The sequence below is a fragment of the Piscinibacterium candidicorallinum genome (genome assembly GCF_047549485.1).
GTDB lineage: Bacteria > Pseudomonadota > Gammaproteobacteria > Burkholderiales > Burkholderiaceae_C > Piscinibacterium > Piscinibacterium candidicorallinum.
Genome location: NZ_CP180191.1, coordinates 1,741,211 through 1,754,810, shown reverse-complemented (window position 1 = coordinate 1,754,810; position 13,600 = coordinate 1,741,211). Strand labels below are relative to the sequence as shown.

General features: G+C 65.1%; 14 protein-coding genes and 3 tRNA genes. 2 read left to right on the top strand and 15 right to left on the bottom strand.

Annotated features, from left to right (window positions below; translation table 11 throughout):
- Positions 1-5 precede the first annotated feature (5 nt).
- Complete coding sequence (gene hpnD, locus ACMDW7_RS07935) at positions 6-866, top strand: presqualene diphosphate synthase HpnD (RefSeq protein WP_377301735.1); 861 nt, start codon at positions 6-8, stop codon at positions 864-866.
- Between the two features lie 6 nt (positions 867-872).
- A complete protein-coding gene (hpnE, locus tag ACMDW7_RS07930; protein WP_377301737.1) occupies positions 873-2,219 on the top strand; it encodes a hydroxysqualene dehydroxylase HpnE in 1,347 nt (448 codons plus the stop codon).
- 211 nt (positions 2,220-2,430) lie between these two features.
- Here the strand turns inward: hpnE and radA are convergent, their stop codons facing one another.
- The 15 genes from radA to lepB all read right to left on the bottom strand — a co-directional run bounded on the left by radA (position 2,431) and on the right by lepB (position 13,583).
- Positions 2,431-3,828 (bottom strand): DNA repair protein RadA, encoded by a 1,398-nt coding sequence (gene radA / locus ACMDW7_RS07925; RefSeq protein ID WP_377301739.1) that lies wholly within the window; start codon positions 3,826-3,828, stop codon positions 2,431-2,433.
- Positions 3,829-3,843: 15 nt separating this feature from the next.
- Positions 3,844-4,914: an alanine racemase gene (gene alr / locus ACMDW7_RS07920; protein ID WP_377301741.1), complete on the bottom strand. Its 1,071-nt coding sequence runs from the start codon at positions 4,912-4,914 to the stop codon at positions 3,844-3,846.
- A gap of 9 nt (positions 4,915-4,923) precedes the next feature.
- Positions 4,924-5,352: a DUF1178 family protein gene (locus ACMDW7_RS07915; protein ID WP_377301743.1), complete on the bottom strand. Its 429-nt coding sequence runs from the start codon at positions 5,350-5,352 to the stop codon at positions 4,924-4,926.
- A gap of 58 nt (positions 5,353-5,410) precedes the next feature.
- Positions 5,411-5,501 (bottom strand) — tRNA-Leu (locus ACMDW7_RS07910).
- Positions 5,502-5,545: 44 nt separating this feature from the next.
- Positions 5,546-5,619 (bottom strand) — tRNA-Cys (locus ACMDW7_RS07905).
- A gap of 100 nt (positions 5,620-5,719) precedes the next feature.
- A tRNA-Gly gene (locus ACMDW7_RS07900) sits at positions 5,720-5,795 on the bottom strand.
- A 97-nt stretch (positions 5,796-5,892) separates the two neighbouring features.
- Positions 5,893-6,450: a CDP-diacylglycerol--glycerol-3-phosphate 3-phosphatidyltransferase gene (pgsA, locus tag ACMDW7_RS07895; RefSeq protein ID WP_377302555.1), complete on the bottom strand. Its 558-nt coding sequence runs from the start codon at positions 6,448-6,450 to the stop codon at positions 5,893-5,895.
- A 32-nt stretch (positions 6,451-6,482) separates the two neighbouring features.
- Positions 6,483-8,324 carry an excinuclease ABC subunit UvrC gene (uvrC, locus tag ACMDW7_RS07890; RefSeq protein ID WP_377302557.1) on the bottom strand — a complete coding sequence of 614 codons (1,842 nt, stop codon included), beginning with the start codon at positions 8,322-8,324 and terminating at the stop codon, positions 6,483-6,485.
- 64 nt (positions 8,325-8,388) lie between these two features.
- Entirely contained in the window at positions 8,389-9,429 is a 1,041-nt protein-coding gene (gene nagZ / locus ACMDW7_RS07885; protein WP_377301744.1) for a beta-N-acetylhexosaminidase, read from the bottom strand.
- A 5-nt stretch (positions 9,430-9,434) separates the two neighbouring features.
- Complete coding sequence (gene acpS, locus ACMDW7_RS07880) at positions 9,435-9,842, bottom strand: holo-ACP synthase (protein WP_377301746.1); 408 nt, start codon at positions 9,840-9,842, stop codon at positions 9,435-9,437.
- Complete coding sequence (gene recO / locus ACMDW7_RS07875) at positions 9,839-10,597, bottom strand: DNA repair protein RecO (RefSeq protein WP_377301748.1); 759 nt, start codon at positions 10,595-10,597, stop codon at positions 9,839-9,841. The genes acpS and recO overlap by 4 nt, the downstream gene beginning before the upstream one ends.
- A 14-nt stretch (positions 10,598-10,611) precedes the next feature.
- Positions 10,612-11,517 (bottom strand): GTPase Era, encoded by a 906-nt coding sequence (gene era / locus ACMDW7_RS07870; RefSeq protein WP_377301750.1) that lies wholly within the window; start codon positions 11,515-11,517, stop codon positions 10,612-10,614.
- Entirely contained in the window at positions 11,514-12,317 is an 804-nt protein-coding gene (gene rnc / locus ACMDW7_RS07865; protein WP_377301752.1) for a ribonuclease III, read from the bottom strand. Before rnc ends, era begins: the two co-directional genes overlap by 4 nt.
- A gap of 4 nt (positions 12,318-12,321) precedes the next feature.
- Positions 12,322-12,666: a DUF4845 domain-containing protein gene (locus ACMDW7_RS07860; RefSeq protein WP_082374530.1), complete on the bottom strand. Its 345-nt coding sequence runs from the start codon at positions 12,664-12,666 to the stop codon at positions 12,322-12,324.
- Between the two features lie 17 nt (positions 12,667-12,683).
- Positions 12,684-13,583: a signal peptidase I gene (gene lepB / locus ACMDW7_RS07855; RefSeq protein WP_377302559.1), complete on the bottom strand. Its 900-nt coding sequence runs from the start codon at positions 13,581-13,583 to the stop codon at positions 12,684-12,686.
- Between the last annotated feature and the right edge of the window lie 17 nt (positions 13,584-13,600).

The window sequence follows — 13,600 nt, the reverse complement described above, 5'->3', positions numbered from 1 at the left end:
CGCGCATGACGCCCATCGAATACTGCCGGGACAAGGCAGCCGCATCCGGTTCCAGCTTCTACTACAGCTTCCTGTTCCTGCCGCCCGCCCGGCGCGACGCCATCATGGCCTTCTATGCCTTCTGTCGCGAGGTGGATGACGTGGCCGACGAAGTGGCCGACGCGCAGCTCGCGCGCACCAAGCTGGCCTGGTGGCGCACCGAGATCGACCGCCTGTATGCCGGCGCACCCACCCACCCCGTCACGCAGGCTCTGCAGGCCCATGTGCTGCCCTTTGGCGTGCGTGCGCCGCAGCTCATGGAAATCATTGCGGGCATGGAGATGGATGTGAACCAGGTGCGCTACCCGGACCTGGAGTCGCTCAAGATCTACTGCCACCGCGTGGCCGGCGTGGTGGGCGAGGTGTCGGCCCTGATCTTCGGCTACAGCAACGCTTCTACGCATGACTACGCGGGCAAGCTCGGGCTGGCTCTTCAGCTGGTGAACATTCTGCGTGATGTGGGTGATGACGCCCCGCGCGGCCGCGTCTACCTGACTGATGCCTGGCTCAAGGCTCACGGCGTGGACCGCAATGCCGTGCTGCAGCGCCAGGGCTCCCCTGCCCTCACCGCCCTGCTGAGCGAACTGGCTGATCTGGCCCGCACGGCCTTTCGTGACGCAGCCCGCGCTCTGCCCGCCGAAGACGTGCGCAGCCAGCGCGCCGGGCTGATCATGGGCCGCATCTACCGCGAGCTGCTGGAAGAGATCGCGCGCGAGGACTTTGCCGTGCTGAATCAGCGCATTGCCCTGACACCCCTGCGCAAGCTCTGGCTGGCCTGGAAGGGCTGGGTGTTTCCGCGGGCCGCGCTGCGCGCCCTGGGGCGCTGAGCGGGCATGCGGCGCATTGCCGTCATCGGCGCGGGCTGGGCGGGCCTGGCCTGTGCGCTGCAGCTGGCGCAGACCCCGGCCCGCGAGCCGCGGCGCATCACCCTGTTCGATGCCGCGCCCGAGCCCGGCGGCCGCGCCCGCACCGTGCGCTGGGACAGCCTGGGCCAGCGCATCCCGATCGACAACGGCCAGCACATCCTGATCGGCGCCTACACCGGCTGCCTCGATCTGATGCAGCGTGCGGGCGTCGACCCTGCGAACGCCTTTCACCGCCTGCCCTTCGGCCTGCCCACACCCGAGGGCTGGCTGATGCGCGCCCCGGACTGGCCGGCGCCGCTGCATGTGGCCGCCGCGCTTGCAAGCAGCCGCCTCGCCGGCAGCGCAAAGTGGGGCATGGCCCGCCTTGGTATGAAGCTGCTGCAAAGCGTGCCGCCGGGGCAGACGGTGGAAGAGTGGCTCGCACCCTTTGTGGGCAGCTGGGTCTGGCAGGAGTTGCTCGCGCCCTTGTGCGTGGCCGCGCTCAACACCCCGCCGGAAGACGCCTGCGCCCGCCGCTTTGGACACGTGCTGCGCCGCGCCCTGTTCAGCAATGCGGCGGCGCCGGGTTTTCGGGCGAGCGACTTTCTCGTGCCCAAGGCGTCCTTATCCGAACTGATGCCCGATGCCGCGTTGCGCAGCCTGGCTGCTGCAGCGGTGGACTTGCGCATGCGCACCCCGGTGCGCGAGCTTGTCGCGCCTCCTGCGGCCGTGGGCGGCGCGTCGATTCAGAAGCTGCTCGTTGAAGGTGAACCCTTTGACCGCGTCGTGCTCGCGACCTCGCCCGCGTCTGCGGCGCGACTGGTAAACCGCCTGGACATTCAGGCTGCAGCGGCACTGGAAGGGCTGCGCTATGAGCCGATCTCCACGGTGTTCTTCCGCCTCGCGCGGCCGGTGCCCGCGCTGCCGGCACCGATGCTGGCGCTGCCACAGGGCCCAGGCATCGGCGACGCTGCAGCGCCCGGCCACTGGCTGTTTGACCGGACGCACACGCTCGACGGCGCCCAGATCCCCATGCTCGCCGTGGTTACCAGCGCCGCCCGCGCGTCGCTCAGCGTTGAACGCGGGGCCTGGATGGACCGCGTGGAGGCGCATCTGCGCCGCGCCCTGCCCGGGCTTTCTGCCACCATCGACCGCACGTTGATCATCGAGAAGCGCGCCACCTTCGCCTGCACGCCGGCCATGCAGGCCGTGCCCGCACGCACCGCCCACCCGGCCCTGCGCCTGGCGGGCGACTTCACCGAAGCCGACCTGCCCGCCACGCTGGAGGCCGCCGTGCTTTCAGGCCAAGCCGCCGCGGCCTGGGCAGCACCCTGAGGCGCGCCACAGCCTTTCCGCTTGCTGGGCGGGCTTCTTGAGCCAGTTTGGCCTGAAGAAGCGCATGGATACTCGATTCAATCCGTAGGTCACAGATTAAAGCGGGTTTCCAAGCAAAAAGGCCTCAAGACCCGCGCCAGACAAGCGGAACGGCTTCCGGCTGCCGCAGCCCCTGCAATGGGCGAGACGCCAGAAGTGCCGTGCAGCCGCGCTAATGCAGCGCGCGCAGCGCGTCCATGGCTTCTTCGATGCGCCCCACCGGCAGCAAGGTGAGGCCCTCGGGCACCTGCTTGGCGCTGGCGCCCTTGGGCAGGTTGGCGCGCGGCAGCATGATGTGCGAGAAGCCGAGCTTGGCGGCTTCGCGAATGCGCTCCAGGCCGCGCGGCGCCGGGCGGATCTCGCCGGCCAGGCCGAGCTCGCCGAACACGGCCAGCCCCTTGGGAAGCGCGCGGTTCTTCAGCGACGACACTGCGGCCAGCACCACAGCCAAGTCAGCCGCCGGCTCCGTGATGCGCACGCCGCCCACGGCGTTCACGAAGACATCCTGATCACCACTGGCAATGCCGGCATGGCGGTGCAGCACCGCCAGCAGCAGGGCCAGCCGGGCCTGGTCCAGCCCCACCGCGAGGCGGCGCGGGCTGCCGCCGGCCGTGTCCAGCAGGGCCTGCACCTCCACCAGCAGCGGGCGCGTGCCCTCCTGGGTGATGAGTACACAGGTGCCCGGCACGGGCTTGTCGTCGCCGGTGTGCGAATGCGAGAGGAACAGCGCCGAGGGGTTGCTGACGCCCTTCAGGCCGCGGTCGCCCATGGCAAACACGCCCAGCTCGTTCACCGGGCCGAAGCGGTTCTTGAAGGCGCGGATCAGACGGAAGGACGAATGCGTGTCACCCTCGAAATACAGCACCGTGTCCACGATGTGCTCCAGCACGCGCGGCCCTGCCAGCGTGCCTTCCTTGGTGACATGGCCCACCATGATCACGGTGCAGCCCGTCTGCTTGGCCGCGCGCGTGAGCATGGCCGCGCACTCGCGCACCTGCGACACCGAGCCCGGCGCCGAAGACAGGGCCTCGGAATACAGGGTCTGGATGGAGTCCACCACCGCCACCTGCGGCCGGTGCTCGGCAAAGGCCTCCAGAATGCGGTCGATCGAGATCTCCGCCAGCGCCAGCAGCTTGTCGGCAGACACACCCAGGCGGCGCGAACGCAGCGCCACCTGATCGAGCGACTCCTCGCCCGTGACATACAGCGCCGGTACGCGGGCCGACATGTCCGCCAGGGACTGCAGCAGCAGCGTGGATTTGCCAATGCCCGGGTCACCGCCCAGCAGCACCACGCCACCGGGCACCAGCCCGCCGCCGAGCACGCGGTCGAATTCGTCGATGCCGGTCTCGATGCGCTCGACCTCGACGGTCTGCACCGCGCCGAGCTGCTGCACCTGGCTGGCGCCAGCACGCTGGCCCACCAGCGGCTCGAAGCGCTTGCCTTGCGCGCTCTGCGCCGCGGTTTCAGTCAGACTGTTCCACGCGCCGCAGCCGGGGCACTTGCCAAGCCACTTGGGGCTCGTGGCACCGCATTCGCTGCAGACGTACTGGCTCTTGGCTTTGCTCATTCGCGATAGGTCTGCTCAGTCGACCGAGACCATGGGCACGCGCGGCGCCACGGCGCACATCAACTCGTAGCCGATGGTGCCTGCGGCCTTGGCCACCTCATCGATCGAGACCTGCGTGCCCCAGAGTTCCACGGGGCTGCCAATGCCGGTCTGCGGCAGCGCAGTCAGATCAACTGCGAGCATGTCCATCGACACGCGGCCGATCGTGCGCGTGCGCTGCCCCGCCACGGCAATCGGTGTCCCGGTACCGCAGTGACGCGGATAGCCGTCGGCGTAGCCACAGGCCACGATGCCGATGCGCATCGGCGCCTCGGCCCGGAACGTGCTGCCGTAGCCCACCGTGTCGCCGGGCTGCAGATCCTGCACACCAATGATCTCCGAGAACAGGTGCATGCCCGGCTGCAGATCGAGGCTCGCGGCCGTACGGTCTGCAAAGGGCGATGAGCCGTAGAGCATGATCCCCGGACGCACCGCATCACCGATCGCCTCGGGCACGCCGAGCAAGGCGGCTGAATTGGCCAGTGCGCGCGGGCCGGGCAGGCCCTGCGTCGTTCTGGCAAACAATGCGCGAGCCGAGTCTGTACCGCCGGCGACATCCGCATCGGCGAAGTGCGTCATCAGCGTGATGGCGCCCACCTGCGGCAAGGCACGCAGACGCGTCCAGGCGGCGCGGTAGTCCTCGGCCTTGAAGCCCAGGCGGTTCATGCCGCTGTTCATCTTCAGATAGACATCGACCGGGCGCAGCAGCCTGCGAGCAGCCAGCAGATCGATCTGCTGTGCGCAGTGCACGGTCATCGACAGGCCGTAGCGCTCGACCACATCGAGGTCGGCGGCTTCGAAGATGCCCTCGAGCAGCAGGATCGGCTTGACCCAGCCGGCCTCGCGGCAGCGCACGGCCTCGTTGAGGTCCAGCATCGCCAGACCGTCAGCCGCGGCAAACGCCGCCACGCCCCGCCCGATGCCATGCCCGTAGGCGTTGGCCTTGATCACCGCCCAGACAAAGGCCTCGCCGGCATGACGCCGCGCAACGGACAGATTGTGGGCAAGCGCAGCGTGGCTGATTCGAGCCTGGATCGGACGCGGCATCGGCCCGGCCTACTGCAGCGGTTCTTTGAGGAAAGATGGCACGGGCAACGACAGGGTCTCGATGCCCTCCTCGGCCAGAGCTTGACGCTCGTCTGCTGTGGCACGACCGCGGATCGAACGCTCTGGCGACTCGCCATAGTGAATGGCGCGAGCCTCAGCGGCGAAGCGCTCGCCGACATCTTCGCTGCCATCGACCAGGGATCGCATGAACTTCCACATGGCCTGCGGTGGCACGGCCAGCGCGTCGCTGGCGGCATCCGCTGGCGCTGCGGCGCCCGTGTTGATGCGTGCTGCCGTGACCTGGCGCGCGATGTCGGTCGAGCCGCAGATCGGACAGACGACCAGACCACCGGCGTTCTGCTGCTCGAATGCCTCGTGACTTGCAAACCAGCCCTCGAAGCGATGGCCGTGTTCGCACTGCAGATCGAAAACCTTCATGGCGTGTTGCACGTCGGCCCGGGGAGCCGAAAAAGAAGAGGAGATGAAAGCGGAAGGCTGGTGCCGCGGGCCGGAATCGAACCGGCACGAACGTTTTACCGTTCGGCGGATTTTAAGTCCGCTGTGTCTACCGATTTCACCACCGCGGCGCGGGCGCGGCGGTGCGCCGCTTGCGTGCAGTCAGGAGAGAAAGTGGAGGCGGGTCCCGGAGTCGAACCGAGCTAAACGGATTTGCAATCCGCTGCATAACCGCTTTGCTAACCCGCCACGGCCATGACTGGTGCTGGCACTGTATCACGCTCGATTGCGTGGGCCTGCACAGGCACCTGGAACGAAAAAGGGAAGCGGCGCTTCCCTTTGATTTGTCTGGAGCGGGAGACGAGTCTCGAACTCGCGACCTCAACCTTGGCAAGGTTGCGCTCTACCAACTGAGCTACTCCCGCAGAGCCTTAAATATTACACACTGATTCGCAGCCCGTCAAATTGAGGGGCCTCCGAGAAGTCGATGCGCGCCTCGAATCTGCGAGCTCACGCACTCGCTCAATCACGCATGTGCACGCGAGCAAGCCACAGGTAATAGGCCATGGACCAGACCGTGAGCACGGCGGCGACATACAGGAGCACAGTGCCGATCTCGCGTACCGGGATGACACCGAACAACTTCTCGTTGAACAGAAGCATCGGGATGGCCACCATCTGCGCGGCCGTCTTGAATTTGCCAAGGGAATTCACGGCGACATTGCCCCGCTTGCCCAGTGAAGCCATCCACTCGCGCAACGCGGATATCGTGATCTCGCGCCCGATGATGATCAGTGCGATCAGCGCAGACACGCGGTTGAACTCCAGCAGTAGCAGCAGCGCAGAGCACACGAGCAGCTTGTCGGCCACAGGGTCAAGAAAGGCCCCGAAAGCGGACGTCTGCCCGGTCTTGCGCGCCAGCCAGCCATCAAACCAGTCGGTCACTGCAGCAGCGACGAAGATCACGGTCGCCACCAAGTCACGGGTGACGGGGTTGATCGTTTCGGGCAGGTAGTAGAGAGCGACGAGAACCGGGATGGCCAGGATGCGCAGCCAGGTCAGCAAGGTGGGCAGGGTCAGCACGGATCAGCGAGCGTGGGGTCTGTGTTGTTCTAGGAATGCAGCGTGCGGTAGATGGTCTCGGCTAGTGTGCGCGAGATGCCTTCGACCGAGGCGATGTCGTCGATGGAAGCCGCCTGCAGTTGCCGCACGCCCCCGAAGCGGGCCAGCAGGCGCTGGCGCTTGCGCGGCCCGACGCCCTCGATGTCTTCAAGCTTCGAAGTATTGCGTACTTTGGCCCGCTTCGCCCGCATGCCTGTGATGGCGAAGCGGTGCGCTTCGTCGCGGATCTGTGCCACCAGCATCAGCGCTGCAGACTCGCGACCCAGCTCCGCAGGCGCCCGGCCATCCGCGAAGATCAGCGTCTCAAGACCGACACGACGCCCCTCCCCCTTGGCAACGCCCACAAGCAGAACATCATCCACCCCCAGGTCTTCAAAGACCTTGACGGCCTGCGCCAGTTGCCCGGCACCGCCATCAATCAGGACCACGTCGGGCCAGACGGCATCTTCGCTTTCGGCCAGCTTGCCGTAGCGGCGCGTGAGCGCCTGAAGCATCGCGGCGTAGTCATCTCCACCCGTGATGCCGCTGATGTTGAAGCGCCGATACTCGCTCGACTGCATTTCGTTTCGGGCATAAACGACACATGACGCCTGAGTCGCTTCACCAGCGGTATGGCTGATGTCGAAGCACTCGATCCGCAGCTTCGCGGTGTCATCAACACTCAGTCCAAGCACGTCGATGAGCTCGCGGGTACGCTGCTGCGCCGTGCCGCGCTCGGCCAGCAACCGTGCCAGCGCCAGGCTTGCGTTGCGAACGCCCTGCTCCAGCCATATCCGCTTCTGCTCTTGCGGCTGCTTGAGGATCCGGATGTTGCGCCCCGCCTGCGCATTCAGGAATGCGATCGACTCCTCGTCAAGTGCCACGTTGCAGACGATCACATCCGGAATCGCGCCGTCTGCGTAATGCTGCGAGATGAAGGCGGCAGCCACCTCGAGCGCAGGCTCCTGCTCGCCTTCGGCAAAGCTCACGCTCGGAAACAGCGGGCGATCACCGAGGTGTCGGCCGCCTCGCACCATCGCGAGGTTCACACACGCGCGGCCACCCGCGACGGTGACGGCAACGATGTCCACGTTCTCGTCGCCCAAGGCGTCCACGCTTTGCTGATGCAGCACCTTGGACAGCGCAGAGATCTGGTTACGCACCAGTGCCGCGCGCTCGAACTGCAATTGCTCGGCGTGCGCAAGCATGCGCTCTTGAAGTTCTGCGAGTACTTCACCGCTCTTGCCCTGCAGAAACTGCACGGTCCGATGCACGTCTGCCGAGTACTCAATCGCATCAATCTTGCCCACGCAGGGCGCCGAGCAGCGATTGATCTGATGCAGCAAACACGGCCTCGATCGATTGCGAAAGACGGAGTCCTGACAGCTGCGCAGCTGGAACACCTTCTGCACCAGGCCAATGCTCTCCTTCACGGCCCACGCCGAGGGATACGGCCCGAAGAACTGCGCCTTGCCCGTCGCCTCGCCGCGGTAGTAAGCCACTCGCGGAAAAGCGTGGTCGGTCAGCTTCAGAAAGGGGTAGCTTTTGTCGTCTCTGAACAGAATGTTGTAGCGCGGGGCAAGCGTCTTGATGAGATTGTTCTCAAGCAGCAGCGCCTCAGCCTCGGAGCGGGTGACGGTCACCTCGATCCGTTGGACCTGCGCCACCATCTGAGCGATCCGCGGACTCGTGAGCGTCTTCTGGAAGTAGCTCGAGACACGTTTCTTCAGATCGCGCGCCTTGCCCACGTACAGCACTTTGTCGTCCGCGCCGATGTGCCGATAGACACCAGGCAAGCCGGGAAGACTCGCGATGAATGCACGCAACTCTGCCTCGCGCCCCGCGGGGTCGATCGGCGTGGACTCACGGTTGGTGTCGGACTCGGGCTGTCTCACGCCAACGGTTCCTGCCCGTGGATCACTGACCCAGCAGTGGCTCGATCACGCTACGAGCCGCCCGGTACAGCGGGTCCGCTTGGAGCGATTGCCAGTCCGCGGGATCGCCTACGGCGTGGAGCGCCTGGATTCGCCGCGCGCGCACTGGATCGAACTGCAGTGCGTTGGCAGCGAGCAGCTCGTCGGCCAGGTCGGGCCGGTTGCAAATCGGGATCATGTCGCAGCCCGCGTTGAGCGCCGCTCTCGCGCGTGCGTGGATGTCGCCAGCCACAGTCGCGCCTTCCATGGCGAGATCATCACTGAAGATCGCCCCCTCGAACCGGAAGCGCTTTCGCAGCACGTCCTGGAGCCAGAACCGGCTGAAGCCTGCAGGCTGCGGGTCGACCTTGGGGAAGATGACATGTGCCGGCATCACACTGGCGAGCGTTTCCGCCAGCCATTCATAGGGCATGGCATCGCCAGCGAGCACTTCATCCAGACTGCGTTCATCCACCGGGATCTCGTGGTGGCTGTCTGCCTCCACATAGCCATGTCCGGGAAAGTGCTTGCCGCAGCTCTTCATGCCGGCTTGCAGCAGGCCATGAATCAGACTCTTTGCGAGCACGGCAGTCACCCGGGCATCCCAGTGAAATGCACGCGTTCCGATGACGGCGCTGCGCCCATAGTCAAGATCGAGAACGGGGGTGAAGCTGAAGTCGACACCGCACGCGCGCAGTTCAGCCGCAAGCACGTAGCCACATGCGGTCGCCGCGCGCGTCGCACTCATGGCGTCGCGCTGCCAGAGCTCCCCCAAAGCACGCATGGTCGGCAGATGTGTGAACCCGTCGGTTCTGAAGCGTTGAACACGGCCGCCCTCGTGATCCACCGCAATCAGCAGACGCGGTGAACGTGTCGCGTGAATGTCATCACAGAGCGCCTTGAGCTGCGCACGCGACTCGAAGTTCCGCGCAAACAGAATGACCGCACCCGTAAGCGGATGGCGCAGACGTTCGCTCTCGTGCTCGGTCAGGGTCAGACCGGCCACATCGACCATGACGGGGCCAGGAAGCGGTGTGTTGCTCATGAGAATCAGACAGGCGAAGGCTTGGAAGTGGTTTCGAGCACGACGAAGCTGACCGCATAGTCTCGCTCGTCGCTGAGCGTGACGTGTGCGATCAAGCTCCTGGAGAGCAGCCATTCTCGCATCGCTCCGTGGGCGACGATTGTTGGACGACCACCAGGCTGATTGAGCACTTCGATCGCCTGCCAGGTCATGGGTGAGCGCATGCCCAGCCCACAGGCCTTGGAGAAGGCCTCTTTGCACGAAAAGCGCGTGGCCAGGTAGGTCACGCCGCGCGCAGGATGTGCGGCGAGCCGACGCTCGAACACGGCAAGTTCCTGCTGCCCCAAGATGCGTGAGGCAAACCGAGGCTGCCGCGCGAGGGTCTGCTCGATCCGCCGAATGTCCACGATGTCGGTGCCCACGCCGAAGATCATGCGGCCCCCGCTTCCAGTGGCTGTACCGGCGTTGCCCGACCGCGCAGCCGGTTGAACTCCTGCCATGCGAGCCGCGAACGTGCCCCACAGCCCGTGCGCGCCTGATCGATGACGCGCCGCAGGACACTCTGCAGTCGCCGATTCCGCGCAGTGTCAGCGAAGTCATCTGCCAGAAGGGCCAGAAAGTCTGCGGTCTGCAGATCGCCTGTCCGTGCGCCCGCCGGTTGCCAGCCCTCATGCGCATCGAGGTGCCAAGGCAGCGCCGGGACCGCCGGGTCGAGTGCCGCAACATCCGGCATCGGCATGTAGCCCAGATCGCGCATCAACCGGTACTCGAAGCGCCGCAAGCTGCCTTCGGCTGCATGGGTGCTCGCCAGCTCGGCGAGCGCCTGGGTGTAGTGGTCGAATACCTCGGGGTGGGGGTCATGTCGTGGCAGAAGCCCAAGAACGAGCTCATTCAGATAGATGCCGCTCATCAGACGTTCGCCCTCAAGCGCTCCGAAGCTGCCGGCCCATTCAAGCGCAGACAACACCTGTACATCGGATTTCCCGGCGAGCTTGCACATGACCGGCGCGAAGGGCTGGAGAAGCGGCCGCACGCCTGACCTCGGGCGCCGCGCCCCCTTGGCCAGCGCGACCACTCGCCCTCGATCACGCGTCAGCAACTCCGCGATCAGGCTGCTCTCCGAGTACGGCCAGACGTGCAGCACGAAGGCCAGCGTCTTGCTCGCCGCGGACGCGGGGCGCTGCGCCATTGCGCCTGCGCCCGTCAGTCGAAACCCAGCGAGCGCAGACTCGCCTCGGACTCGGCCCAGCCTTCGCGCACCTTGACCCAAAGCTCCAGATGCACGGGGCAGTCGAACAACTTGGCCAGATCCAGCCGCGCCTCCTGGCCAATGCGCTTGATGCGCTCACCCTTGTGGCCGATGATGATCGGTTTGTGGCTCTCACGCGAGACCACGATGGCCGCAGCAATGCGCTTGCCACGCGGCGTGTCCTCCCAGGTCTCGATCACGACCGTGGTGCCGAAGGGCACTTCGTCTCCGGTCAGCCGGAAGACCTTTTCACGCACACGTTCGGTCGCAAGAAATCGTTCGCTCCGGTCAGTCAGCGTGTCTTCTTCAAACAGCGGCTCCGATTCGGGCAGCAACGCAGCAATTGCCTGCTCAAGCGCATCGAGACCCAATCGCTTCTCTGCAGAAACAGGCACGATGGCGGCAAATTCGCGCACCGACGAGAACCGGGCGATCACGGGCAACAGCTCGTCCTTGCTGGTCATCAAGTCAATCTTGTTGATGACCGCAAGCACCGGCAGCGTCTTGGGAAGAATGTCTAGAACCTTGAGATCGGCCGGCGACAGCTCTCCGCTCTCGCTGACGAACAGCGCCGCCTCCACACCGGTGATTGCCTGCGTCACCGAACGGTTCATCAACTTGGGCATGGCTCCGCCGTGGCGGGTCTGGAAACCAGGCGTATCCACAAAGCCGATCTGATAACCGGATCGGCTCAGTACGCCAAGGATGCGATGCCGTGTGGTCTGGGGCCGCCGCGATGTGATCGACAGGCGCTCGCCGATCAGCGCATTGAGCAAGGTGGACTTGCCCACATTGGGGCGGCCCACAATCGCGACCAGGCCGGCGCGGTGCGACGCGACGGCGGATGCGTCGGTACTCACGCCGTCTTGCCTACTGCGGGCTCGGCCGGCGTGAGCAGATCCGCCTGGGGCGTTTGAACGGTAGCGACAGGCAAGCTGAGCTGTGTGTCACGGCGCGTCGTCTTCCGCGCGCGCTTGGCTGCTGCCGGCGCAAGCGCCACGACCGCTTCCAGCGCAAGCTTGGCGGCACCCTGCTCTGCGGCGCGGCGACTGCCACCCATGCCAACCACACGCACGTCCAGCTTCGGGACGAGGCACTCGACTTCGAATTCCTGATTGTGCGCCGCCCCGTGGGTCGCGATCACGTTGTAGGTTGGAAGCGCGATCTTCCGACCCTGCAAATACTCCTGGAGCAGGGTCTTGGCGTCCTTGCCCAAGGTCTTCGGATCGATCTGCGCGAGGACCGCCTCATAGAGCTTGCGGACGACCTTGGCCGCAGCGTCAAAGCCGGCGTCCAGGAAGATGGCGCCAAACAGGGCTTCCATCGTGTCCGCCAGAATCGACGGGCGGCGGAAACCGCCGCTCTTCAGCTCACCTTCGCCGAGATTCAGATACTGGGAGACCGAGATGGTCTGCGCAATCTCGAACAGGGCCTGTTGCTTGACGAGATTGGCACGCAGACGCGAGAGATCACCTTCGTCGATCTTGGCGTACTTGTCGTAGAGCAAGTGCGCGACGGCGAGGTTGAGCACCGAGTCGCCGAGGAACTCGAGACGCTCGTTGTGGACGGCAGAAAAGCTCCGGTGCGTCAGCGCCTGCTGCAGAAGCGCCGGCTGCTTGAACCGATGGCCTAGACGTTCTTCGAGGCCCTTCAGATCCATGGGATTACTCGGAACTGGCCTCGTAGTCGATGACGAGGCTCACCGGCGCGATCAGTTCAATCTTCTTCTGGTAGGCCACAGAGGCAATCACCTTGTCGCCCCGCTTGGTGACGGCGATGTCCTTGCCGCCGATGCTGGTGATGTAGCCCGCGCTGGCAATCAGGTCGAACGCACCGCGAACACTGGCCGGCGTGTCGCCCTTTTCGGCTGCCTTCTTGAGTGCCTTCTTGATTTCCAGGTATTCGGTGACAGTGGGCGTGATCTTCATCCCGAGCAGCAAACCACCGCCGACCACGATCAGCAGGAAGACGACGCTCAGCAGGCTCAAACCGCGTTGCTTAGAAAACATCACTTGTGCCCTCGCCCTTACTGGATTCGACCGATTCGGCTGATGTTACTGAAGTTCATCCACACGAAAAATGCTTTTCCAACAACATGTTGGTCATCCACAAATCCCCAGAAGCGGGAGTCGATGCTGTTGTCCCGGTTGTCGCCCATCACGAAGTACTTGCCCGCCGGAACGGTGCACTTCACGCCGTTCGCCAGCAGGTCGCAGGCTCCGGCGTAGTCAAAGCCTTCGACCGGCATCACGCTGGATGGACGGCTTGAGTCCTTCAGAATGGCGTGCGACACCTCGCCGATCTGCTCGGTGAAACGTTCGAGATACACAGCGCGTTCGGGATCGAGAAACGGACCGGTCGAGGTCGTCAGGACCTCCTTGCCATTGAGGACCAGACGCTTGTCCGCGTACTCGATGACGTCTCCTGGCACGCCGATGACCCGCTTGATGTAGTCCACGCTCGGCTTGCCGGCGCGCTCATTGGGCGGATAGCGGAACACCACCACATCGCCACGCTGCGGGCTGCCCGTCGCGATGATCTTGGAGTTGGTCACCGGCATCCGAATGCCGTAGGTGTACTTGTTCACGAGGATCAGATCTCCCACCAGAAGCGTGGGGATCATGGAGCCGGACGGGATGCGGAAAGGTTCTGCAATGAAGCTGCGCAGAAAGAACACGGCGGCGATCACAGGGAAGAGGCCGGCCGTCCACTCCAGCCACCAGGGCTGGCGCATCTGGCCATCGATCACACGTTTGCGCGCCTGGGCGACGGCATCATCGCCCTCCCCGGCGCGAATCGACAAGGCCTCGCCCGAATCGAAACGGGCGACCGCGGCATCGGCCAGCGCACGGCGCTGCTTGCGGAAGACGACCAGATCCAGCACGAACAGGATGCCGGTGATGATCGTCAACAAGAGCAGCACCATGGCGAAGAACTTCGCCC